The 23,725-nt window shown below is 71.3% G+C and carries 20 protein-coding genes; 4 read left to right on the forward strand and 16 right to left on the reverse strand.

Annotated features, from left to right (window positions below):
* Positions 1–2 precede the first annotated feature (2 nt).
* The 13 genes from eccD to ACGFSH_RS01290 all read right to left on the reverse strand — a co-directional run bounded on the left by eccD (position 3) and on the right by ACGFSH_RS01290 (position 14,005).
* Positions 3–1,373, reverse strand: coding sequence for a type VII secretion integral membrane protein EccD (gene eccD, locus ACGFSH_RS01230; RefSeq protein WP_393343731.1), 1,371 nt, complete (start codon positions 1,371–1,373; stop codon positions 3–5).
* Between the two features lie 31 nt (positions 1,374–1,404).
* Positions 1,405–1,674: a hypothetical protein gene (locus ACGFSH_RS01235; protein WP_393343733.1), complete on the reverse strand. Its 270-nt coding sequence runs from the start codon at positions 1,672–1,674 to the stop codon at positions 1,405–1,407.
* Positions 1,675–1,713: 39 nt separating this feature from the next.
* A complete protein-coding gene (locus ACGFSH_RS01240; protein ID WP_393343735.1) occupies positions 1,714–3,270 on the reverse strand; it encodes a pentapeptide repeat-containing protein in 1,557 nt (518 codons plus the stop codon).
* 14 nt (positions 3,271–3,284) lie between these two features.
* Positions 3,285–4,025, reverse strand: coding sequence for an immunity 49 family protein (locus ACGFSH_RS01245; RefSeq protein ID WP_393343737.1), 741 nt, complete (start codon positions 4,023–4,025; stop codon positions 3,285–3,287).
* 140 nt (positions 4,026–4,165) lie between these two features.
* Positions 4,166–6,772 carry a hypothetical protein gene (locus ACGFSH_RS01250; protein ID WP_393343739.1) on the reverse strand — a complete coding sequence of 869 codons (2,607 nt, stop codon included), beginning with the start codon at positions 6,770–6,772 and terminating at the stop codon, positions 4,166–4,168.
* Entirely contained in the window at positions 6,769–7,158 is a 390-nt protein-coding gene (locus ACGFSH_RS01255) for a DUF6507 family protein (protein WP_393343741.1), read from the reverse strand. Before ACGFSH_RS01255 ends, ACGFSH_RS01250 begins: the two co-directional genes overlap by 4 nt.
* A 59-nt stretch (positions 7,159–7,217) precedes the next feature.
* Entirely contained in the window at positions 7,218–7,529 is a 312-nt protein-coding gene (locus ACGFSH_RS01260; RefSeq protein WP_361350307.1) for a pore-forming ESAT-6 family protein, read from the reverse strand.
* 47 nt (positions 7,530–7,576) lie between these two features.
* Positions 7,577–7,909, reverse strand: a complete 333-nt coding sequence (locus tag ACGFSH_RS01265; protein ID WP_393343744.1) for a hypothetical protein — start codon at positions 7,907–7,909, stop codon at positions 7,577–7,579.
* 227 nt (positions 7,910–8,136) lie between these two features.
* Positions 8,137–8,526: a D-ribose pyranase gene (rbsD, locus tag ACGFSH_RS01270; RefSeq protein ID WP_393343746.1), complete on the reverse strand. Its 390-nt coding sequence runs from the start codon at positions 8,524–8,526 to the stop codon at positions 8,137–8,139.
* Positions 8,523–9,431, reverse strand: a complete 909-nt coding sequence (locus tag ACGFSH_RS01275) for a ribokinase (protein WP_393343748.1) — start codon at positions 9,429–9,431, stop codon at positions 8,523–8,525. The genes rbsD and ACGFSH_RS01275 overlap by 4 nt, the downstream gene beginning before the upstream one ends.
* 71 nt (positions 9,432–9,502) lie before the next feature.
* On the reverse strand, positions 9,503–11,458 hold the full coding sequence (locus ACGFSH_RS01280; protein WP_393343750.1) for a substrate-binding domain-containing protein: 1,956 nt from the start codon (positions 11,456–11,458) through the stop codon (positions 9,503–9,505).
* A complete protein-coding gene (locus ACGFSH_RS01285) occupies positions 11,448–12,992 on the reverse strand; it encodes a sugar ABC transporter ATP-binding protein (RefSeq protein ID WP_393343752.1) in 1,545 nt (514 codons plus the stop codon). The genes ACGFSH_RS01280 and ACGFSH_RS01285 overlap by 11 nt, the downstream gene beginning before the upstream one ends.
* Positions 12,989–14,005 carry a LacI family DNA-binding transcriptional regulator gene (locus ACGFSH_RS01290; RefSeq protein ID WP_393343754.1) on the reverse strand — a complete coding sequence of 339 codons (1,017 nt, stop codon included), beginning with the start codon at positions 14,003–14,005 and terminating at the stop codon, positions 12,989–12,991. The genes ACGFSH_RS01285 and ACGFSH_RS01290 overlap by 4 nt, the downstream gene beginning before the upstream one ends.
* Positions 14,006–14,261: 256 nt before the next feature.
* Here ACGFSH_RS01290 and ACGFSH_RS01295 point away from each other — a divergent pair, with 256 nt between their 5' ends.
* The 3 genes from ACGFSH_RS01295 (at position 14,262) to ACGFSH_RS01305 (ending at position 18,433) form a co-directional block, all read left to right on the forward strand.
* On the forward strand, positions 14,262–14,585 hold the full coding sequence (locus ACGFSH_RS01295; protein WP_393343756.1) for a hypothetical protein: 324 nt from the start codon (positions 14,262–14,264) through the stop codon (positions 14,583–14,585).
* 50 nt (positions 14,586–14,635) lie between these two features.
* Positions 14,636–16,894, forward strand: a complete 2,259-nt coding sequence (locus ACGFSH_RS01300) for an ATP-dependent RecD-like DNA helicase (RefSeq protein ID WP_393343758.1) — start codon at positions 14,636–14,638, stop codon at positions 16,892–16,894.
* A 240-nt stretch (positions 16,895–17,134) separates the two neighbouring features.
* Entirely contained in the window at positions 17,135–18,433 is a 1,299-nt protein-coding gene (locus ACGFSH_RS01305; protein WP_256920132.1) for a citrate synthase, read from the forward strand.
* A gap of 938 nt (positions 18,434–19,371) precedes the next feature.
* On the opposite strand, the gene ACGFSH_RS01310 is transcribed toward ACGFSH_RS01305, so the two are convergent.
* Positions 19,372–21,663, reverse strand: coding sequence for a heavy metal translocating P-type ATPase (locus ACGFSH_RS01310; RefSeq protein WP_393343761.1), 2,292 nt, complete (start codon positions 21,661–21,663; stop codon positions 19,372–19,374).
* Between the two features lie 146 nt (positions 21,664–21,809).
* Positions 21,810–22,049, reverse strand: coding sequence for a cation transporter (locus tag ACGFSH_RS01315; protein ID WP_329410101.1), 240 nt, complete (start codon positions 22,047–22,049; stop codon positions 21,810–21,812).
* Positions 22,050–22,246: 197 nt separating this feature from the next.
* Here ACGFSH_RS01315 and ACGFSH_RS01320 point away from each other — a divergent pair, with 197 nt between their 5' ends.
* Complete coding sequence (locus ACGFSH_RS01320) at positions 22,247–23,290, forward strand: zinc-dependent alcohol dehydrogenase family protein (protein ID WP_393343763.1); 1,044 nt, start codon at positions 22,247–22,249, stop codon at positions 23,288–23,290.
* A gap of 33 nt (positions 23,291–23,323) precedes the next feature.
* Here ACGFSH_RS01320 and ACGFSH_RS01325 read toward each other — a convergent pair whose 3' ends face one another.
* Positions 23,324–23,524 carry a MerR family transcriptional regulator gene (locus ACGFSH_RS01325; protein WP_329410097.1) on the reverse strand — a complete coding sequence of 67 codons (201 nt, stop codon included), beginning with the start codon at positions 23,522–23,524 and terminating at the stop codon, positions 23,324–23,326.
* Between the last annotated feature and the right edge of the window lie 201 nt (positions 23,525–23,725).

Below are 23,725 nucleotides of genomic sequence, written 5' to 3' on the forward strand. Positions count from 1 at the left end.
CCCTAAGCGAAGGTGTCGAGGAGTCGCCCGTACACACCGAACACGCCGACGAGCAGCGGAAGCAGCGTGATGACCCCCACCGACTCCAGCAGGTCACCGAACCGCCGCAACCGCACCCGCACATGCTCGGCCGGCTGCACGGCGAGCACGGCCACCGGCAGCACCGCCAGCACGACGAGCACGGCCAGCGGGGCAGCGGCCGAGGACCGCTCCGCCCACACCGTCACCAACCGTACGGCGACGCCGGCTGCCGCGGCCAGCAGTACGACGACCTCGGCGACCAGGGGAAACGCCCGGGCCCGCAGAGCGAGCACCAGCGCGACGACCGCCGCGAGCGACACCGTCCACCCGGACGGGGACCGCACCGCCAGCACGGCCGCCGCGGCAGCCGACGCCGCGACGGTGACCGTGGCGAGCACCAGCCCGCGGTGAGCGGCGGCCAGCGCGGCGGACACCTGGTAACGGCTGACGGAGACCCCGCCGGCCCGCCGGTCGTCGAGCCCCGACAGACCGGACGCCATCAGCGCCAGCCGCGGCAGCACTCCGAGGACGACGACGCACACGACGCCCAGCACGGCCCCGACACGAGCCTGCTGCTCCGCTGTCCCCGCGCCCGACTGAGCGGCGAGGACGGCCTCCCAGCCGACGGCGGTCAGGGCCACGGCACCGGCGCCCACCACACCGCCCCGCCCCAACGGCGTGGACAGCCCGAGCAGGAGAAGGACCAGCGCGCCCACGCCGGCCACCCCGGCCAGCCGCAGAGCGCCCGCGGCATCCCCGCCGAGTACGTCGACCAGGCTCCACGCGCCCAGCACACCGAGCGCGCCACCGGCGCACAGCAGGGTCACCGCCGGCGCCTGCCTGCGCAGCCGCCCCAGGACCGCACCGGCGACCGCGACCGCACCGGCGCCGGCGAGCAGCGCACCGGCGACGACGGAACGGTCGTACTGCGCACGTGCGAACAGGGCGGCCACGACCGCCCAGCTCACGCACGCGACCCCCGCGGTGATCCGCCGCGCGGCGGGCCCCCACTGCCCCGACCGGTGGCCCAGGCCTTCCGCCACCTCGTCGCTGACGTCGTGCACGACGGGGGCGGGCGGCGCGTCCTCCACGCGGACGAGCCGCAGCACGGCGCCGTCGCGGACACCGGCCGTCTCCAGGGTGCTGTCGTGATCGAGCGCGGAACCGTCCACGGTCACGAGGTGACACGACGCGGGCCGGCCCTCCACACGGTCGTCCAGCAATTGCATGATCTCGGGCAGCAGCACCCCGACCGGCTCCTGCGCGGGCAGGACGAGGTCGACGCGGCGCCGCTCACCGACGAGGGTGACGCGGCTCAGCACCGCCGGCCCGCCGGCCGCCTGACGACTCATGGCCCCCGTAGACATCACGTTCGCGAACCTATCACCGGCTCGTAGGACTGCCGGAGGGTGTGGAAACCCCGGGGGAGTAGGGGCTCGTGCTCTGCCCGATCACCCGGTGCGACACGAACGACCACCCCACGCACCCCGCGCACAACACGGCCGCCACGACCATCCCGGCGACCACCTTCCCCACCCGCTCGTCCACGGCCCGCCGCTGCCGCTGCGCCCCGAACACCAACGCATCCCGCAACCGCCGCCGCCGCACGGCAACGGACTCGAGAAGCTGACTGTCATAGTCCTGAGCGGTCATGACTCCTGCGCTTTCGTCACGTCGAGCGGTCGAAGAAGATCACGATGTGCGATCGGCACGCCAACTCTTCGTCGCGACACCGTCCTCGTCCCATTCGTGGTCCTCCAGGATGGTGAGCCCGTCGTCGGTGAACACCCTTCGTGACGCGAGCGCTCCGTTCGGGTGCCACTGCTTGTGCTCCCCGCGGGCCAAGTTCTTGAGCACGGTGCCCTCCGATCGGAGCGTTCCGTCCTGGTACCACTCCCATGACGGCCCGTGCTGCAGGCCCTCGACGTACACGTCGAGGCTCACGAGCCTGCCCCCCAGGTGCTCCGTCACCTCACCGGTGAAAGGCTCCCCCCGGTAGAGCAGACGGTGGGCGTCATCCATGCCGACGTCCGGATCGTCCACGTCTGTGCGCCGCGTGACGTCACCTTCGAAGGCTGTGGCCGGAAAGCGCCGGTCGGGAGGCCAGTCGGCACGCCGTCGCGAGTCCGGTCCGTATACGTGCAGGGCTTCCGGGAAACGCGTCAGGACAACATCCGGGAATCCCGGGATTGCCGCTTCCGCGGCATCGATCAGGTAAGCGGGATTGTCGTCCTGCGGCTGCAGCACCCGTGCCAGTGTGAGACCACCGTCCGGCAGAGCCGCCCTCCGGATCCAGGGGAACACAGGGTCCCAGGAAAAGAAGACCGGGGCCTTGAGTCGCCGGGCAACGAACGAGGCCAGCTCGTCCTCTGTCGGCCGGTGCTCGACCTCGCCGGCCGCATAGATGTCCAGAGACCAGCTCAAGTCGCCCTGCAGGAGCTCGTAGTCACATGTGACGACAGCAGCCCAGTTCCGGTTCTCCACCTCTGATGCCGCCGATACATCGGTCTGTACTCGCGTCACCCGGAACGCTTCCGCGAGAATCGGAGGGAGTCGTCTGGGCGCGTCACTGACGCGAACCTTCAAGTGATGCGCCAAGAGCGGCAACACTTGGACCCGGCCGCCGCGATTCCTGAGCCATGCCTCCAGCTCGGCGCCGCCGATCTCCCTTCGGCCTTCCTGGTCGATCAACTGAACCGGGCCGAAGAGGGTGCCTGACATTCCTGTGAACCTGGTCGTCTCGTCCACAGTGACTTTGAACGTGTTCTCGTGGACGATCGCCCCCGACAGGTCGGAGCCGCGCAGGTCCACCTCGATCAGCGAGGCGCCCGTGAGGCGGGCCCCGCGCAGCGAGGCAGCCGACGCGTCGACCCCACAAAGGGACGTCTTGACCAGGTCCGCGCCATCGAGGACCGCTCCTCGGAAGACCGCGTCGTCGAAGGTGGCGCGTACCAGTGAGGCCTGCGTCAGGTCGGCTCCGGAGAAGTCGGCCCCCTGGGCGTCGACGCGGTAGAGATCCGCGCCGATGAGCTTGGTCCCGACCAGCTTGGCATCGGTGAACCACGCCTCCTGGAAGTCAGCCCCGGAGAGATCCGCTCCGCTCAGATCGAGACCCACGCCATCCAGTCCACTGTCGCCTCCGCCCTGAAGCCGTTCCTGTAGACGCGTCGCCGCCCGCGAGTCCGCAGGAGCCTTCGTGGGACTCCAGTGGGCGAGGTCCACGGACGGCATCGACTTCTCAGCAGGCATGCCAGTCACCTACCTCACGTCGGGAACTCGCCCAGCCAGCTGCGCTTGAGCAGGTGCTCCGGGAGGTACTCGGACTCGACGTCGATCGGCCGGCCGGCGTCGTACGCGAGGCAGGTGATCGCCAGGACGGCGAGCGGGATGTCGCCGTCGCCGGACTCCTCGCGCTCCGGGTCGGCCGTCCAGTAGTCCTTGTGCAGTTCGAGCGCGCGGACGAGGGCCTCGTTGAACTTCACGGGGTCCTGGGCGACGAACCGGTGGAAGAGGTTGAGCGGCGGGAACAGGACCTTGAGCATCAGCTCCCGGTCGGCGACCCGCAGCCGGTCCGGGTCGGTCCCGTCGAACGCTGCGACGAGCTTGTCCCCGAGGCCCGGCCGTTCCAGCCAGTACGTCTGGAGGGCGTCCACCCAGTGGTAGATGTACTCCTCGAACACGGCCCCGGAAGCCCGCAGCGTCTCGATCGGCACCTGGCACAACGCGGTCATCCGCGCCTGGTCCCGGCAGACCACGGCCAGCCAGAAGGCGTCCAGCCAGGTCCCGGCGTCCGTGAAGTGGGTGGGCCCCACGGCGGGGATCGTCCTGACCTCATGAGCGATCACGCACTCGACGGTGGACCCCTCAGGAGCGGTAGCCGAGGCGAAGAGCGCCGACCCGACCTGCATGGCCATGACCCAGGCCTCCCAGGTCTCCAGCATCTTGGCGGTGGGGTCCTCGGTGCACAGGAGCGCGGCCCTCTGGCGCGCACGATTGAACGTCATCCCGAGACTGTCGGGGTACGCCTCCAGGTCCTCGACGTCCTTGAGGGTGCGCGCATTGATTCTCTGCCGCAGCCCTTCCGGATCGGGGTGACTTCCTTCTGCCGGCGGCCGCGAAACCCTCGTCGGCATGGACGGTTCCCTCATTTCGTGAATTTGAACTTCAGCATCTCGTAGCCAGCGTACTTAGGCCCGCTGAACTTGGCTTTCACGAGGACATAGTCCACATCGCCCCGTTTTAGAGCCATGCTCAGATCCTTCGCCAGCTTGCGTTCGGCATCGGCCGCTTTGAGCAGATCCGGGTTTCCGGTCTTCTCAGCCTTGATTTCGTCCCGTTCGGCCCGCATTTCCATCTGATCGAGGATGGTCTCGAAGTACTCCTTCGTTCCCTGTGTTACCAGACGTCCGCTGTGTCCCTTACGTATGCCGAGCTTCGCCTCAGTGGAACCCTTCGCCTCGACCACCACGTACCGGCCGTCCGGCGTCCGGTACACCTGGTCGAACCGGTTGTTGCCGAACGCCCTGTCGTCCAGCCGCACCGCGCCCTCGTAGTGCTCCGGTATCGCGTGGTGTTCGGCGGCGTCCTCGCCGAGCAGTTCGGCCTGCCGGTTCGCGTCGGCGTGGAGCGGCTTGTGGGCCGCGTCGGCGCTCTCCCTGGCGGCGGCCGTCTCCTCCGTGCGGTGCGCGGTGTACGCCTCCTCGGCAGCCTTGAGCCGGTGTTCCGCGGCATTGTCGGCCGTGACGGCCGCGTCCCGCTTCGCCGCCTGGGCGTCCATGTGGCGCAGGGTCTCGGGAGAGAGGTCCGAGCGGTTGCCCACCACGGGATCCTTGTGCACGTAGTGCTCTTTGATCGCCGGAGGCATGTCGCTGGCCGCGATCCACTTGGGCGGTGCGAACGGGTTGCGTACGAGCTGGGGTACGGCTTGGCTGTACCCCCCGTTGGCCTCGGTCGACAGGCGGTAGCCGTTCTCGCGGTAGTGGTCCTTGAACCACTGGGGGTCGTTGTTGGCCCGCTCGACCTGTCGGCGCATGACCTCGCGCTCGTGATCCAGCGGGTTGTGGCTGCCGGAGGGGGATCCGTCGGAGCCGTGGCCGCCGCCTCCGTGGCCGCCCCCGGTCCCACCGTGCTGGGCGGGAACGTGGCCGCCGTCGGTCCCGCCGCCCGTGTGACCGTGGTCGCCGCCCGCCGCGTGTCCGCCGGTGTCGTGTGCCGGGACCGTGTCGGTGCCCCGGCCGCCTCCCGCGTGGTCGGTGGCGTGCGCGGTCGGCGTCGTGTGACCGCCGCCCCGCGCGGTCGAGTCGCCGCCGGCATGGCCGGCCGTGTCCCCGGCGGCGTGGGCGCCCGCCCGGTCGCCCGCCCCGACCAGCGCTCCCTCGTCGTGCGGCAGCGTCTGGCGCAGCAAGTCCCTGTCTGCCGCTGACAGTTCGACCTTGGCCGGGGCGGCCGTGCCGTCCGGGCGGAGGACCGAGCCGTCGTTGAGGTCGAGGCGGGTTCCGTCCGGCCACTGGACGACGTTGTCGTGGATCACCGGCATGTCGTCGGCGATCCGCACCACACTGCCGTCCGGCTGGACGCGTCCGGCTCCGGAGAGGATGTCGTCGTAGGCGCCCGCGTGGACGCCCTTCAGGCCGGCGAACAGGTCGGCCACCTTGACCGTGCCGAACTTCGCGGCCTTGCCGAGGTACGTCATCGGGTCGACGAGCCGCCCCGTCTTGCCGAGCACGCCGAGGGTGCGGGCCAGCGCCCCGCCCTTCGCGGCCGTGCCGGCGCCGCCGGTGAAGACCGTCGTCAGGACGTTGAAGGTGACGGCGCCGCCGGCCCGGGCGGGGTTCTTGCCCCACTCGTCCCACGCCACCAGCGCCTTGCCGGCCTCCTTGACGGTGTTGCGGGTCTCGCGCAGATACCCGGGCAGCTTGTCCTCGGGCATCGTCCAGTACATGCTGCCGATGACCGGGGTCGCGGTGATGGCCAGGCCCGTCGCGAGTTTGCCGAGCCCGGTCCAGGCCTCGCCCGCCGCGTCCCAGCCGTCTACGCCCACGAAGGTGCCCAGGCCCCGGATCGTGCCCCACACGCCGTCGACGAAGAAGCCCTTGCCGAAGTCCAGCACCTGGTGGCCGAGCCAGTCCAGACCGTGCCGTTCCTTCTCCACGGTCCTGCCCCAGGGCAGTTCCTCGGAACTGTCCAGCAGGTCGGCGGTGAAGCCGTACGTGCTGGTGCCGCGCTTCAGCAGCCGCTTCTGCGCGCCGTCCTCGAGGATCAGCGTCGTCCCGCCCACCAGTGCGGTGATCTTGTTGTGGCAGGTGACCTCCGCCTGCCAGAAAGCCGCTGTGGTGGCGCTGACGTCGTGCACCAGGTCGTTGTTGAGCTGGACGTTGTCGTCGTCCTCGCGCCAGTGGTCGTCGCCCGCGATGTCGCTGCGGAAGGTCTCCGCCCGCTGCTTGAGGCTTCTCAGCTTGGCCACGAGCGGCTGGACTTCCGTCTCGTACGAGCTGAGGGCGGCGGCCACCTTCTCCAGGTCGTCGGCGAACTCGTCGGCCTTGGCGGCCACCGGCGCCGTCGTGGCGAACAACTGGTCGGCCTCCGGGGCCGAGTAGCACGCCGACAGGCCCTGGAAGCGGGTGTGCACGTCCGAACCCGACTGGCGGAAGGTGAGGGCCTCCGCGGTCAGGAGCATCGAGTCCGTGCCCAGTTGTTCCAGGTCGCCGGTGAACTGCGGGATGTTCTGCGGGTCGATGAGGTCCGCGCTCACTTGCCCCCCTGCTGTCCGCCCGCGCCCGGCAGGTCGATCTTCGGCTCCTTCAGGGCGCTCGCCTGGGCCTGCGCGGCCATGTCCAGGTCGCCCTTGACGTACGCGTTGGTCGCGGTGGCCGCCCCGTTGAGGGAGTTCGACGTGCGCACCGCGACGTAGGCCAGTTTCTGCTGGTAGGCCGTGAAGAACTCGGCCAGCGCCCCGCCGACCGGCCCCTGGACCCCGCTCTTCTCGACGCCGCCCTGCTGGATCGTGCCGGCGGACCCGGCGGCGCTGGGCAGGGTCTCCTGCAACGCCTTCCCGGTGTTCGAGAGGCCCTCGGCCGCCTTCGCCGTCTCCGTGAGAACGTGTTGCACGCCCGACGGCGAGATGTCCCACCCCGTCATGTGGATACCCCGTACTCCCCGTGACCTACATGTGCCGGCGCCGCGTCGACGCCCTCGCGTCAGCCGATGTTGTCGACCGCCGCCCGCGCCTTCGCCATCGTCGACTGGGCCGTTCCGTCGTTGTCCTCCAGCGTGGTGCGCACCAGTTGGATGATGCTGCGCACCTCGTTGGCCGCCCGGTTCCAGCGCAGTTCCTTGCCGTGGTACTCCTCGGACACCCCGTCGGCCTGGAAGTCGGCCATGGCGGCCTTCACGGCCTTGTCGCGGTCGGCCAGCACCCGCTCCAGCTGCGCGACGATCCCTTGCAGTCCGCCCTGCACCTCGCCCGAGGCGCCGGTGTCGTAGGAGCGGCGGTCCTGATTCTGACCCATCGTCACAAACCCCCTGTGGTTGTCGGTTCCACGCCTCGACCCGCGGCCTAGCGTGCGCCGAAGCGGGCCGCGTCGAAGTTGGCCGCGCCCATGTTCTTGTGGGCGTTGTCGTGCTGTTCGGTCTCACCGCCGGCGAACGCGGTGTCCATGCCGCCCTGGCCCTCCAGGATCGCGCCGAGCGATCCGTTGAGCGCGGCCGTGATCTCGTCCGCGCGCGTCTTGAACGAGTCGAAGGCGACCTTTCCGGAGCCGTTGAACTTGCCCTCCAGCGGCTCGGCCGCCTGGATGAGTCCGCGGATCAGCGTGCCCAGGTCGGTGCTCGAACCGACGGTGCTCTTGCCCAGATCCGAGAGGGCCGTGGACCCCATGTCGAACTTCATGCGTCACCCCCGTGCGTCACGTGTGCATCACATACCTGTTCGAGCATGCTGTCGCACTGTCCGTTGCGGACGCAACGCGGTAGATCGCCGTGTGACACGATCCGGACACCTTCGCCACGCCGTCGGCATCTCCCACCCCGACCGCGCGGCCCGGACCGTCCGGACCGCTCACACCGACCATGTCGCGCCCGCACTCCGTGCGACCGGCTGTCCGGCCGGGGCCCGGCTCAGAAGAAGACCCCGCACCTCAACAGCACGTTCGCGTACGGACGCGCCTCGCCCGTGCGGACCACCAGGCGGGTCTTCGCCGACAGTGTCTTCAGCTCCTCGTGCGGGACCAGGGTGAGTTCGGGGAAGTGACCGTCCAGCAGTGCGGCCGCCGTCGGGTTCGCCTCGCGGATCTCCGTCGCCGCCGTCGCGCCCTCCACGACCAGTTCGTCCAGCAGCCCGTCGACCACCTCCGCGAACGACGGCACCCCCGCCCGGAAAGCGAGGTCGACCACGCGCGGGCCGTCCGGTATCGGCATGCCGGCGTCGCACACCAGCACCCCGTCGCCGTGCCCCAACCCGGCGATCGCACCGGCGAGATGACGGTTGAGGATCCCCGCCCTCTTCACAGCGCGTCGACCTCCTCGGCGGTCGGGAACGACTCCTGGGCGCCCTGGCGGGTCACGGACACCGCACCCACCCGCGCCGCGTAGGCCGCCGCCTCCTCGAGCGAGGCGCCCCGGCCCAGCCGCCAGGCCAGCGCCGCGGTGAACGCGTCGCCCGCGCCCGTCGTGTCCACGGCGTCCACCTTCACGGGGGCGACGCGTCGCACGCCGCCGTCCGCCGACGCGACGAGCGCGCCCCGCGCGCCCAGCGTGACGACGACCGACCGCGGCCCCTTCGCGAGCAGCAGCCGCGCCCAGTCCTCGGGCTCGGAGGCCGTGTCGCCGGCCTCGCCGAGGATCACCTTCGCCTCGTGCTCGTTGACGATCAGCGGGTCGCAGGCCGCGAGCAGCACGACGGGCAGCGGGCGCGGCGGGGAGGGGTTGAGCACGAACCGGCTGTCCGGTCCGAGGCTCGCCGCGACCGCCACGACCGTCTCCAGCGGGATCTCCAGCTGTGCCGACACCACCCGCGAGGCGCGGACGAGAGCGCTCGCGGCACGCACGTCCTCCGGGGTCAGCCGGCCGTTCGCACCCGGCGACACCACGATGCTGTTGTCGCCCGACGGGTCGACGGTGATCAGCGCGACGCCCGTCGGCGCCCCGCCCGCCAGCACGCCCGCCGTGTCGACCCCGGCCGCCTGCTGCGCGTCGAGCAGCAGCCGTCCGTGGGCGTCGTCGCCGACGCGGGCCAGCAGGGCGGTGCGGGCCCCGAGGCGGGCGGCCGCGACGGCCTGGTTCGCGCCCTTGCCGCCGGGGTGCACGGCCAGGTCGGAACCGAGCACGGTCTCCCCGGCCGCCGGCCTGCGCTCGACGCCGATCACCAGGTCGGCGTTGGCCGACCCCACGACCAGCAGGTCGTAGTCGTACATGGAAGAACTCCCCTGGTACGTGACGTGGGGCGGGCGGTCCGTACGTGGACCGCCCGCCCTCGCGTTCGATGTCAGCCGCTGAATCCGGCCACGTTCGCCTCGGTGACGACCTTCACCGGCACCTTCACCGTCTCCTCGACCTTCTTGCCCCGCAGCGCCTTCAGGGCGTTGTCCACGGCGATCTTCCCCAGCTGGGACGGCTGCTGAGCCACCGAGGCGTACAGCGTGCCCTGTTCGACGGCCTTGAGGCCGTCCGGGGTGCCGTCGAAGCCGACGACCTGCACGGACTTGCCGGCCTTGGAGCCCAGCGCCTTGATCGCGCCGAGCGCCATCTCGTCGTTGGCGGCGATGACGCCCTGGACGTCCGGGTGCGCCTGGAGCAGGTTCGACATCACGTCGAGGCCCTTGGTGCGGTCGAAGTCGGCCGGCTGCTGGGCCAGCACCCGAATGCCGGGGTAGGCCTTCAGCCCCTTGGCGAAACCTTCCGCCCGCTCGCGCGCCGCGGAGGTGCCCGCCTGGCCCTGGAGGATCACGATCCTGCCGGTGCCGCCGAGCTTCTCGGCGACCGTCCTGGCCGCCAGCTCACCGCCGGCCACGTTGTCGGAGGCGACCAGCGCGTCCACCGTGGCCTTGTTGACGCCCCGGTCGACCGCGATCACCGGGATATCGGCCTTGTCGGCGGCCTTCACGGAGTTGCTCGCCGCGTCCGAGTCGACCGGGTTGACGATGATCGAGTCGTAGCCGGAACTGGTGAAGTTCTGCAGCTGGTTGGCCTGCTGCGAGGCGTCGTTCTGCGCGTCGGTGACCGTCAGGTCCACGCCCAGCTTCTTCGCCTCGGCCTTCGCGCCGGACTGGATCTGCACGAAGAACGGGTTGTTGAGCGTGGACAGCGCCAGGCCGATCCTCGGGTTCGCGCCAGGCGAGCCGCCGCCGTGCAGGAAGGAGGTCGCGCCGACGACCGCGACGGTGACCACGGCCGCGAGACCGTACGTCGCCGCCTGCCGGCCCTTGCCGCCGCCGCTGCCCGTACCGGCCGTCATCGGGGTCGCCCCCGCCTTGCGGCGCAGGGTGTCGAGCAGCACCGCCAGCGCGATCACGACACCGATGACGACCTGCTGCCAGAACGCGGAGACGGACAGCAGGTTCAGCCCGTTGCGCAGCACCGCCAGGATCAGCGCGCCGATCAGGGTGCCCGAGGCCTTGCCGGTGCCGCCGGCGAGGGAGGCCCCGCCGATGACGACCGCGGCGATGGCGTCCAGCTCGTAGCCGTCGGCGGCCTGCGGCTGCGCGGAGGACAGCCGGGAGGCGAGCACGACGCCCGCGGCGGCCGCGAAGACGCCGGACAGGGCGTAGATCGCGAGCTTCTGCCTCTTCACCCGCAGACCGGAGAGGCGGGCGGCCTCCTCGTTGCCGCCGATGGCGTACATCGAGCGGCCGATGTAGGTCCGGCCGAGCACGAACGCGGCGATCAGGCCCATCACGACCATCACGAGCACCGGCACCGGCAGCCAGCCGCCGAGGGTGTCGCCGAGGTGCGAGACGGAGTCGGGGAAGGCGATCGGCGAGCCCTCGGAGATCACCAGCGACAGACCGCGTGCGACCGACAGCATCGCCAGCGTCGCGATGAACGGCGGCAGTTTGCCGTACGCGATGAGGAAACCGTTCACCAGACCGGCGGCGATGCCGGTGGCGACGGCCAGGAGCAGCGCCACGGCCACCGGGACGCCGTGCTGGGTGGCGCTCCAGGCCAGCACGGTCGCCGAGAGTGCCGCCACCGAGCCGACCGACAGGTCGATGCCCGCCGAGACGATCACGAACGTCACGCCGAAGGCGAGGATGGCGGTCACGGCCGCCTGGACGCCCACGTTGAGCAGGTTGTCCGTGGTCAGGAAGTCGCCCGACAGCGCCGACATGGCGATGACGAGGACGATCAGCGCGGTGAGCGCGCCGTTGTCGAGGAGCAGACGGCGGACCGCCGCGGCGCCGCCGCCGGCGCCCTTCGTGCTCGGGTGCGTGTCAGCGGTCACGGCCGGTCTCCACTTCCGTGGTCGTAGGGGTGGTACGGGGGGCGGCGGGCGCGCTGACGGCGAGGGCCATCACCGCGTCCTGGGTGGCCTGCCCGGCGGGCAGTTCGCCGGCGATCCGGCCCTGGGCCATCACCAGCACCCGGTCGCTCATGCCGAGCACCTCGGGCAGGTCGCTGGAGATCATCAGGACCGCGGCGCCGGCCGCCGTCAGCTCGTTGACGAGCTGGTAGATCTCGACCTTGGCGCCGACGTCGATCCCTCGCGTGGGCTCGTCGAGGATCAGCACCTTCGTGTCGGCCAGCAGCCACTTGCCGATGACGACCTTCTGCTGGTTGCCGCCGGACAGGGTGCGCACGTGCTGGCCGGGTCCGGCCATCCGCACCCCGAGCTGTGCGGCGATCCGGGCCGCGGCCTCGCGCTGTCCCCGGAGGTCGACCAGGCCGCCGCGGGTCGCGGACCGCATGGTCACGAGCCCGAGGTTCTCCTCGACCGACTGGTCCAGCACGAGCCCCTGGCCCTTGCGGTCCTCGGGCACCAGCCCGATCCCGGCCGTCATCGCCGCGTTGACGTCGTGCCCGCGCAGCGGCGCCCCCGCGACCCGCACGGCGCCCCGGTCGTAGGGGTCGGCCCCGAAGACGGCCCGTACGACCTCGGTACGGCCCGCGCCGACCAGACCGGCGATGCCGACGACCTCACCGGCGCGCACCTCGAAGGAGACGTCGTGGAAGACGCCGTCCCGGGTGAGGCCCTCGACGGACAGCAGCGCGGCGCCCGTCCCGGCGGGCTCCCTGGGGTACTGCTGCTCGATGGAGCGGCCCACCATGAGGCGCACGAGTTCGTCCTGCGCGGTGGAGGCCGGCACCTGTCCGACGCTGCGGCCGTCGCGGATGACCGTGACACGGTCGCCGAGGGCGGCGATCTCCTCCAGGTGGTGGGTGATGAACACGATGCCCACGCCGTCCTCGCGCAGCCTGCGCACGATGGCGAAGAGCTTCTCGACCTCCTCCGAGGTCAGCACGGCGGTCGGCTCGTCCATGATGAGCACGCGCGCGTCCAGGCTGAGCGCCTTGGCGATCTCGACCATCTGAAGCCGGGCGATGCCCAGTTCGCGCACCCGCGCGCGGGGCGACACGTTCACGCCCACGCGTTCCAGCAGGACGGCGGCGTCGGCCTCCATCCGCTTGCGGTCGATCACCCCGAACCGGCGGGGCTGGCGTCCCAGGAAGATGTTCTCGGCCACCGTCAGGTCGGGGACGAGGTTGAACTCCTGGTAGATGGTGGCGATCCCGAGGCGCTCGGAGTCCTGCGCGCCGTGGATGCGCACCTCCTCGCCGCCGGCCAGGATCCGCCCGGCGTCCGGGCGGTAGGCGCCGGAGAGCATCTTGATGAGGGTGCTCTTGCCCGCGCCGTTCTCACCGAGCAGCACGTGCACCTCGCCCCGCCGCAGGTCGAAGTCGACGCTGTCGAGCGCGACCACGCCGGGGAAGGTCTTCCGTATGCCTTCGATGCGCAGCAACTCGTCCGCGTTGCTCACGTCTGGCTCCTGTTCGTTGCGGGGGACTCGCCGCACGAGCGGCGTACGACGAGGCGGGCGGCGAAGGTGACCGACTGCGGAGGCCGGCCCTCGATGCGGTCGACGAGCGCGCGCACGGCGGCCCGCCCCAGCTCGCCCGTCGGCTGGGCGATCGCCGTGATCGGCGGATCGGTGTGCACGAACCACGGGATGTCGTCGAACGCGGCGAGCGCCAGGTCCTGCGGGACGCGCAGCCCGCGCGCGCGGACGGCGTCCAGCGCGCCGAGCGCCATCAGGTTGTCGGCGGCGAACACGACCTCGGGCGGTTCGGTCAGGTCGAGGAAGCCCTCGGTGACGCGGCGGCCGCTCTCGGCCTGGAAGTCGCCCTGCCCCGTGTAGGCGTCCGGGAGGGGGAGCCCGTACTCGGCCAGGGCGGCCCGGAAGGCCTCCACGCGCTCGCTGCCGGTGGTGGTGGCCGCGGGCCCCGCGATGATGGCGAGCCGCCGGTGGCCGAGGCCGTGCAGATGGGCCACGAGATCGCGGACGGCGGCCCGTCCGTCGGACCTGACCACGGGCACGTCCAGGCCCGGGATCCACCGGTCGACGAACACCATCGGCGTGCCCGCGCGCGCGGCGTCCAGCATCCGGGGGGAGCCGCCGTCGGTGGGGGAGACCAGCAGGCCGTCGATCCGGCGGTCCAGCAGGGTCGTGACGTGATGGTCCTGGAGGTCGGGCCGCTCGTCGGCGTTGCCGATGATCACGCTGTAGCCGAGGGCGCGGGCCTCCTCCTCGACGGAGCGGGCCAGCTCGGTGAAGTAGGGGTTCATCACGTCGCTGATGACCAGGCCGAGGGTGCGGGTCTGGTCGGTGCGCAGTGACCGGGCGACGGCGTTCGGGCGGTAGCCCAGCGCCTCGACCGCGGCCAGCACGCGCGTGCGTGCGTCGTCGCTGACCGACGGATGGTCGTTCAGGACGCGTGACACCGTGGCGACGGAGACGCCCGCCTCGGCAGCGACGTCCTTGATGCTCGCCATCGCCGCTCCACCTCCTCGTGGACTCGGTTGGTGCGCGCCGTGCGGTCGTGGAATCGATTACATCGACGCGTCACGAAGGATTGGAATCGATTACACGGGGGTTGATCAAGACCCCTGGCGTGGCTGAAACCCGATCGTGATGAACCCGCCCGGACGGCACACCTAGGCTGCCTTCGACCGGCACGGGTGGCATGCCCGTGCCAAGAGAGCGCGGTGTCCGGAAGGCGCCGTGCCGGGAGAACAAGGGAGAACAAACATGCGCGCAAGCCGCATACTCGGTGCGTCCGCGGGGGCCGTCGCCCTGGTCGCCGCCTCCTTCGTGGCCGCCGGCCCGGCCGCCGCGGCGAGCTGCACGGCCAAGGCCCTGGAGACCGTGGTCATCCGTTCCACGACCAGCACCGGCGGCACCGCTCTCGCCCAGCTCAACAAGGGGCAGAGCGCCCCGGCCTCCTGCACGATGTACTACGGGACCGCCGCCTACGAGAAGTGCGGGATCGTCAGCAAGCGCTGGGTGAAGGTGACCCGCAGCGGCGTCACCGGCTACGTCGTCGGCACCTGCGTGACGATCGGGCAGGACTGACCCGAGACGGTCCGGGCGGCCTTGTCGGTGGCGGGCGGTACCGTCGGATCATGTCCCAACAGACGGGGGCCGCCCAGGGGGCGGAGGAGCGGCGGCTCGCCACGCTGGAAGGCGTGCTGGAACGCATCACGTACGCCAACGAGGACAACGGCTACACGGTCGCCCGGGTCGACACGGGCAGAGGCGGCGGCGACCTCCTCACGGTCGTCGGCGCCCTGCTCGGCGCCCAGGTCGGCGAGTCCCTGCGCATGGAGGGCCGTTGGGGCTCCCACCCGCAGTACGGCAAGCAGTTCACCGTCGAGAACTACACGACCGTGCTGCCCGCCACCGTCCAGGGCATGCGTCGCTATCTGGGGTCCGGCCTGGTCAAGGGGATCGGCCCGGTCTTCGCCGACCGCATCACCCGGCACTTCGGCATGGACACCCTGAAGATCATCGAGGAGGAGCCGAAACGGCTGATCGAGGTCCCCGGCCTCGGTCCGAAGCGCACGAAGAAGATCGCCGAAGCCTGGGAGGAACAGAAGGCGATCAAGGAGGTCATGCTCTTCCTCCAGACCGTCGAGGTGTCCACGTCCATCGCGGTGCGCATCTACAAGAAGTACGGCGACGCGTCGATCTCCGTCGTGAAGAACCAGCCCTACCGGCTGGCCTCCGACGTCTGGGGCATCGGCTTCCTCACCGCGGACCGGATCGCCCAGTCCGTCGGCATCCCCCACGACAGCCCGGAACGCGTCAAGGCCGGCCTGCAGTACGCCCTGTCCCAGGCCACCGACCAGGGCCACTGCTACCTCCCCGAGGAGCGGCTGATCGCCGACGCGGTCAAACTCCTCCAGGTCGACACCGGCCTGGTCATCGAGTGCCTCGCGGAGCTGGCCGAGCCCGCGGAGGAGGGCGAGGAGCCGGGGGTCGTCCGCGAGAAGGTCCCGGCGGCCGAGGGCGGCGAACCCGTCACGGCCGTCTACCTGGTCCCCTTCCACCGCGCCGAACTCTCCCTGTCCGCGCAGCTGTTGCGGCTGCTGCGCACCGACGAGGACCGGATGCCGGCCTTCCGCGACGTGGCCTGGGACAAGGCGCTGGCCTGGCTGAAAGGCCGCACGAAGGCCGACCTCGCGCCCGAGCAGGAGGCCGCCGTGCGGCTCGCGCTCACCGAGAAGGTCGCGGTCCTTACCGGGGGTCCGGGCTGCGGCAAGTCGTTCACGGTCCGCTCGATCGTGGAGCTGGCCCGCGCGCGGAAGGCGAAGGTGGTGCTCGCCGCGCCCACCGGCCGCGCCGCCAAGCGGCTGGCCGAACTGACCGGCGCCGAGGCCTCCACCGTCCACCGCCTGCTGGAGCTCAAGCCCGGCGGCGACGCGGCCTGCGACCGCGACCGCCCGCTGGACGCCGACCTGGTGGTGGTCGACGAGGCGTCCATGCTGGACCTGCTCCTCGCCAACAAGCTCGTCAAGGCCGTCCCGCCCGGCGCCCACCTGCTCTTCGTCGGCGACGTCGACCAACTCCCCAGCGTCGGCGCGGGCGAGGTGCTGCGCGACCTCCTCGCCGACGGCGGACCGGTGCCGGCGGTGCGCCTCACGCGCGTGTTCCGCCAGGCCCAGCAGTCCGGCGTGGTGACCAACGCGCACCGGATCAACGCCGGCCAGCACCCGCTCACCGACGGCATGAAGGACTTCTTCCTCTTCGTCGAGGACGACACCGAGGAGGCCGGCCGGCTCACGGTGGACGTGGCCGCACGGCGCATCCCGGCGAAGTTCGGCCTCGACCCGCGCCGGGACGTGCAGGTCCTGGCGCCCATGCACCGCGGCCCGGCCGGCGCGGGCGCCCTCAACGGACTGCTTCAGCAGGCCGTCACACCGGGCCGCCCCGACCTGCCGGAGAAGCGGTTCGGCGGGCGGGTGTTCCGTGTCGGCGACAAGGTCACCCAGATCCGCAACAACTACGACAAGGGGCGCAACGGCGTCTTCAACGGCACCGTGGGCGTCGTCACCTCCCTCGATCCGGTCGACCAGCGTCTGACGGTCCTGACCGACGAGGACGAGGAGGTGCCCTACGACTTCGACGAACTGGACGAGCTGGCCCACGCGTACGCGGTGACTATCCACCGCTCCCAGGGGAGCGAATATCCCGCCGTGGTGATCCCCGTCACCACCGGGGCATGGATGATGCTGCAACGGAATCTTCTGTATACGGCCGTCACCCGCGCGAAAAAGCTCGTCGTCCTCGTCGGCTCCCGCAAGGCGATCGGCCAGGCGGTGCGCACGGTGTCGGCGGGCCGCCGCTGCACGGCCCTGGACTTCCGGCTGGCGGGCCGCTGACCCCGCCGGTTCCGGGAGTTCCGGAGAAGGTGTAAAAAATGATCGATCAAATGAGTCACGAAGGTCACAGAGCACTTCCCCAACCGTGACCAAGGCGGCAGGATGAGCTAGTTGGCGGCACTGAGTGCCGCTGATACGCCCAATGGTCGACCCCGAGTGCACTCTCCTGCGCCAAATGGGGGATGGTAGAGACAGTCAGGGCAACCTCGAAGAAGAGGCACAACGTCGGTGAGGGATGACGTGAGCGAGCACACCAACAATGCTGTAGTACTGCGGTACGGCGACGGCGAGTACACCTACCCGGTGATCGACAGCACCGTCGGCGACAAGGGCTTCGACATCGGGAAGCTCCGCGCCCAGACCGGTCTGGTGACCCTGGACAGCGGCTACGGCAACACCGCCGCCTATAAATCCGCCATCACGTACCTCGACGGCGAGCAGGGCATCCTCCGGTACCGCGGCTACCCGATCGAGCAGCTGGCCGAGCGGTCGACCTTCCTCGAGGTCGCCTACCTCCTGATCAACGGCGAGCTGCCGACCGTCGACGAGCTCACCGTCTTCCAGAACGACATCACGCAGCACACCCTGCTGCACGAGGACGTCAAGAACTTCTACAAGGGCTTCCCGCGCGACGCCCACCCGATGGCCATGCTGTCGTCCGTGGTGTCCGCGCTGTCCACGTTCTACCAGGACAGCCACAACCCCTTCGACGAGAAGCAGCGCAACCTCTCCACGATCCGGCTGCTCGCCAAGCTCCCGACGATCGCGGCGTACGCGTACAAGAAGTCGATCGGCCACCCGTTCGTCTACCCGCGCAACGACCTCGGCTACGTCGAGAACTTCCTGCGCATGACGTTCTCGGTGCCGGCGCAGGAGTACGACCTCGACCCGGTCGTCGTCTCCGCCCTCGACAAGCTGCTGATCCTGCACGCCGACCACGAGCAGAACTGCTCGACGTCGACGGTCCGCCTGGTCGGCTCGTCCCAGGCGAACATGTTCGCGTCGATCTCGGCCGGCATCAACGCGCTGTGGGGCCCGCTGCACGGCGGCGCCAACCAGTCCGTGCTGGAGATGCTCGAGGGCATCCAGGCCAACGGCGGCGACGTCGACTCCTTCATCCGCAAGGTGAAGAACAAGGAGGACGGCGTCCGCCTGATGGGCTTCGGCCACCGGGTGTACAAGTCCTTCGACCCGCGCGCCAAGATCATCAAGGCCGCGGCGCACGACGTCCTCTCGGCTCTCGGCAAGTCCGACGAGCTGCTGGACATCGCGCTGAAGCTGGAGGAGCACGCGCTCTCCGACGACTACTTCGTCTCGCGCAACCTCTACCCGAACGTCGACTTCTACACCGGCCTGATCTACCGGGCCATGGGCTTCCCGACCGAGATGTTCACGGTCCTGTTCGCCCTGGGCCGCCTGCCGGGCTGGATCGCCCAGTGGCACGAGATGATCAAGGAGCCCGGGTCGCGGATCGGCCGCCCGCGGCAGATCTACACCGGTGTCGTGGAGCGGGACTTCGTTCCGGTCGAGCAGCGCTGAGGCCTCCGGCGGGGGGCGGGGGGTTCTCGTGCCCCTCGTGATGTCCTGACGTTCTTTTTGTTCGATGTTTTTGTTCGACTGCCCGGGCCTTTTGGTTCGGGCAGTCGTGCGTTTGCCCGCAGGGTGGGGACTGGGGGCCGGGGGAGCGGGGGTGGAGGGCTTGGGGTGCGTTGTGGGGTGTGGTTGGGGTGGGGGCTGGTCGCGCGGTTCCCCGCGCCCCTGAGTGGGGGCGGTCGGGGCTTGTTCGAAGGGGGCCCGCGTGTCCCTGAGGGGGTGCGTTGTGGGGTGCGGGTGGGGTGGGGGCTGGTCGCGCAGTTCCCCGCGCCCCTGAGTGGGGACGGTCGGACCTGGATCGAAGGGGGCCCGCGTGTCCCTGAGGCAAACGGAAGGCGCCCCGGCGGCGGTCCCCCCACGGGCCGACGACCAGGGCGCCTTCCCATGTCCCGGTGCGGATTCCCCCCACGGGATCCGGCCGGGCGTTGTGAGGACAGCGCCTGAATTCGCTGTTGTGTGACCATCTTCGGTTGTCGTGCCCGCGGTTGAGCAGAACGAGCAGAACTCGCCGCACCACCGCCGTGTGCGATCTGCCGGGACAGCGCACGCTGGGAGGGCCGCTCAAAGCTTCCCGGTGTACTGCCCCGGCAACGCATCTCTGAGGACGTCCCCCAAGACATCCTCAGATGTCAGGTCACGCCCCCCAAGACGCTTCCCGACATCGTCAACTTAGACCTTCGAACCCCTTCGGTGGTTACGTTCCCATCACTGTGATCTGTGTCTCTTGCATATGTCCGTTAGATGCGCAAGAGACCGGATACGGCGATCGAGGCCCAAGCGTAAGGATGATGCGCGAGCCTTGTGAAGAGCTTATGTGAGGCGCGCGCAGGACTCCAGGGGTCCAGGTCATTGGCCTGGTCCTACTCGGCGGTATCCACGCGCGCTCACGTGAACGTGCGCAGCCGCAGACTGTTCGTCACGACGAAGACCGACGAGAACGCCATCGCCGCCCCCGCGATCATCGGGTTCAGCAGTCCGGCCGCGGCCAGCGGCAGCGCGGCCACGTTGTAGCCGAAGGCCCACACGAGGTTGCCCTTGATCGTGGCGAGGGTCCGCCGCGACAGCCGGATCGCGTCCGCGGCCACCCGCAGGTCCCCGCGCACCAGCGTCAGGTCGCTCGCCTCGATCGCCGCGTCCGTGCCCGTCCCCATGGCGAGGCCCAGGTCGGCGACGGCGAGGGCGGCCGCGTCGTTGACCCCGTCCCCGACCATGGCGACGACCCGCCCTTCGTCCTGAAGCCGCCGGACGACGTCGGCCTTGTCCTCCGGGAGCACCCCGGCGATCACCCGGTCGATCCCCACGGCCCGGGCCACCGCCTCGGCGACCACCTGGTTGTCCCCGGTCAGCAGCACCGGCGTGAGCCCCAGGGCGCGCAGCTCGCGGACCGCCTCGGCGCTGGTCTCCTTGACCGCGTCCGCGACGGCGAGCACCCCGCGCGCCGTGCCGTCCCAGCCGACGACGACCGCCGTGCGCCCGTCCCGCTCGGCGTCCGCCGCGACCTGTGCCACCTGGGGCGGGACGGACTCGAAGAGGCGGCCCACGGCCACCTCGCGGCCCTCCACGCGCCCGCGCACCCCGCGTCCGGGCACGTTCTCGAACCGTTCTGCCGCGGGCAGCGCGCCGACGCGTTCCCCGGCGCCCGCCGCCACCGCCCGGGCTACCGGATGCTCGGAGGCGTGCTCCAGGGCGCCCGCCAGCCGCAGCAGCTCCCGCTCGTCGACGCCGTCGGCCGCCCACACGTCCTGGAGGGTCATCCGGCCGGTGGTGACGGTCCCGGTCTTGTCCAGGACGACCGTGTCGACGCGGCGTGTGGACTCCAGGACCTCCGGGCCCTTGATGAGGATGCCGAGCTGCGCGCCGCGTCCGGTGCCCACCAGCAGCGCGGTGGGCGTGGCGAGGCCGAGCGCGCACGGGCAGGCGATGATCAGGACGGCGACGGCCGACGTGAACGCGGCGACGGTGTCGGCCGTCGCGAGGAGCCAGCCGGCGAAGACGGCGACGGCGATCAGCAGCACCACCGGCACGAAGATCCCGGCGATCCGGTCGGCGAGCCGCTGCACCTCGGCCTTGCCGTTCTGCGCCTCCTCGACGAGGCGCGCCATGCGGGCGAGCCGGGTGTCCGCGCCGATCCGGGAGGCCTCCACGACCAGCCGGCCGCCGGCGTTGACGGTCGCGCCGGTGACGGCGTCGCCGGGCCCGACGTCCACCGGCACGGACTCGCCGGTCAGCATCGAGGCGTCCACGGCGGACACGCCCTCCACGACCGTGCCGTCGGTGGCGATCTTCTCGCCGGGGCGGACGACGAACCGGTCGCCGACGGCCAGCAGGTCGACCGGGATCCGCTCCTCCCCGCCCGCGCGCAGCACGGCCACGTCCTTGGCGCCCAGCTCCATCAGCGCCCGCAGCGCCGCCCCCGCGTGCCGCTTGGAGCGGGCCTCCAGGTAGCGGCCGAGGAGGATGAAGACGGTGACTCCGGCGGCGACCTCCAGGTAGATGGTGGAGGCGCCGTCCGTGCGGGAGACGGTGAGTTCGAAGGGGTGCCGCATGCCGGGCATGCCCGCGTCGCCGAAGAACAGCGCCCACAGCGACCAGCCGAGCGCGGCCAGCGTGCCGACGGAGACGAGGGTGTCCATGGTGGCGGCGCCGTGCCGCAGGTTCGTCCAGGCGGCCCGGTGCAGCGGCCCGCCGCCCCACACGACCACGGGCGCGGCGAGCGTCAGCGACAGCCACTGCCAGTTGTCGAACTGAAGGGACGGGACCATGGCGAGCAGGACGACCGGCGCGGCGAGCAGCGCGGAGACGAGGACCCGGTGGCGCAGTCCCGCCGGCTCGGTGTCGGCGGTCGTGGCCTCGCCGTCCGCCCCCGCCGGCCCGCCCGTCGCGCGTATCTCGTCGGCCGGAGTGCGGCGGACCGGTTCGGGCGCGGGTTCCTCGGCGGTGTACCCGGTCCTGACCACGGTCGCGATGAGGTCGGCGACCTCGATGCCGGCCGGGTAGCTGACCTTCGCCTTCTCCGTGGCGTAGTTGACCGTCGCGGTGACGCCGTCCATGCGGTTGAGCTTCTTCTCCACGCGGGCCGCGCAGGAGGCGCAGGTCATCCCGCCGACGATCAGTTCCACCTCGGCGGTCGGTCCGGGCGGCTGTGCCGTGGGCGATGGGGTGGCGGTGCTGGTCATGTCCGTGCTCCAGGAAGCGGGCCGGGCCGTACGGAACCAGTATCAGCTGGTCGGTACGGCCCGGCGGGCGGAGGAAGGGTTGCCTCGGGCCGCGCGCGGGCGCGGCGGGTGCGAGGGCGGCGTCGCGGGGCGCCGGGGGGTGGGCCTCAGGCCCGGCCGGCCAGCTCGAAGCCGGCCTCGTCCACGGCGGCGCGCACCGCGGCCTCGTCGAGCGCCTCGGCGGAGACGACCGTGACCTCGCCGGTCGAGGCGACGGCCTTCACCGAGCTGACACCGGCCAGCTCCGAGAGCTCGCCGGAGACGGCGCCCTCGCAGTGGCCGCAGCTCATGCCGTTCACCTTGTAGACGGTGGTGACGGAGCCCGGGGTGTCGGTCTGAGCGGTCATGTCGTTCTCCTCGTGGAGGCAGGTGGGGCGGGCGGGGCCGCGAGAGGTCTCCCGTTGTTTCGAGACTATACCCCTAGGGGGTATTTCTCCAAGAAGGATCCCGGCGTGGCGGCGACAGGACGGGCCGGCGCGGCTAGCCTTCGCGGTGATCTTCGGCGAGGAGACGCGGCGCGAGAGCGGGAGCGGGGCGAGGGCGTATGCGGGCTGTGGTGTTCGAGCGGTTCGGGGAGCCGGCCGAGGTGCGGGAGACGCCCGACCCCCGTCCCGCGGAGCACGGCGTGGTGGTGCGCGTCGAGGCCACCGGCCTGTGCCGCAGCGACTGGCACGGCTGGATGGGCCACGACCCGGACATCGTGCTGCCGCACGTCCCCGGACACGAACTCGCCGGGGTGGTCGCGGAGGCGGGACCCCGGGTCACCCGCTGGAAGCCCGGCGACCGGGTCACCGTGCCCTTCGTGTGCGGCTGCGGCAGATGTCCCTCGTGCGCGGCCGGCGATCACCAGGTGTGCGAGCGCCAGACCCAGCCCGGCTTCACGCACTGGGGCTCGTTCGCCCAGTACGTGGCCCTGGACCACGCCGACGTCAACCTCGTCGCGATCCCGGACGGCCTGTCGTACGCCACCGCCGCCTCCCTCGGCTGCCGGTTCGCCACGGCGTTCCGGGCCGTCGTGCGGCAGGGCCGGCTCGCGGCGGGGGAGTGGGTGGCGGTGCACGGCTGCGGCGGCGTGGGCCTGTCGGCGGTGATGATCGCGGCGGCGAGCGGGGCGCGGGTGGTCGCGGTGGACGTCTCGCCGCGGGCCCTGGAGCTGGCGCGCCGGTTCGGCGCGGCGGAGTGCGTGGACGCGGCCGGCGTGCCGGACACGGCTACGGCGGTGCGCGAGCTGACCGGCGGCGGCGCGCATCTCTCGCTCGACGCCCTCGGCTCGCCCGCCACCTGCGCCGCCTCCGTGAACGGGCTGCGCCGCCGGGGCCGGCACGTCCAGGTCGGGCTGCTGCCTTCGCGGGACGGCCTCACGGCCGTCCCGCTGGCCCGTGCCGTCGCGCTGGAACTGGAGCTGCTGGGCAGTCACGGCATGGCCGCCCACGCCTATCCCGGCATGCTGGAGCTGGTCCGCTCCGGGGCGCTGCGCCCGGACCTCCTCGTGACCTCGACGATTTCGCTGGACGCGGCCCCGGCGGCGCTCGCGGCCCTGGGCACGGCTCCCGGCGCGGGGGTGACGGTCGTCGAGCCGTGGGCCTGACCGCCCGCCGGGGCCGCTTCGGGCCGGGCCGGGTCAGTCGAGGGCGCGTCCTCTGTTGCCCGGGCGGGAGGCGACCCAGGCGCGGACGGTGTCGGCGTACCAGTAGGGCTTGCCGCCCTCGACGTGGTCGGGCGCGGGCAGCAGCCCGTGTTTGCGGTAGGACCGCACGGTGTCCGGCTGCACCTTGATGTGCGCCGCGATCTCCTTGTAGGACCAGAGCCTTCGGTCGGTCATGAGCCGCACCCTCCTGCGCGCGGGGCGGCGGCCGGGAGGCCGCCGGGGGGAGCCCGGCGCGCGCTGGCGATCACCTGGCCAGTGCCCCGTGAACGAGGTGCGGTGACCGAACGGAAGCGGTTGTTGACGGACGGTGACAGAAGGCCCGCGTTCCGGCGACATGTGTGACGGAACGGCGGTGTTCGTGACACGCGTGACACG

Source organism: Streptomyces sp. NPDC048481 (genome assembly GCF_043200075.1).
In the GTDB taxonomy this organism is placed as follows: domain Bacteria; phylum Actinomycetota; class Actinomycetes; order Streptomycetales; family Streptomycetaceae; genus Streptomyces.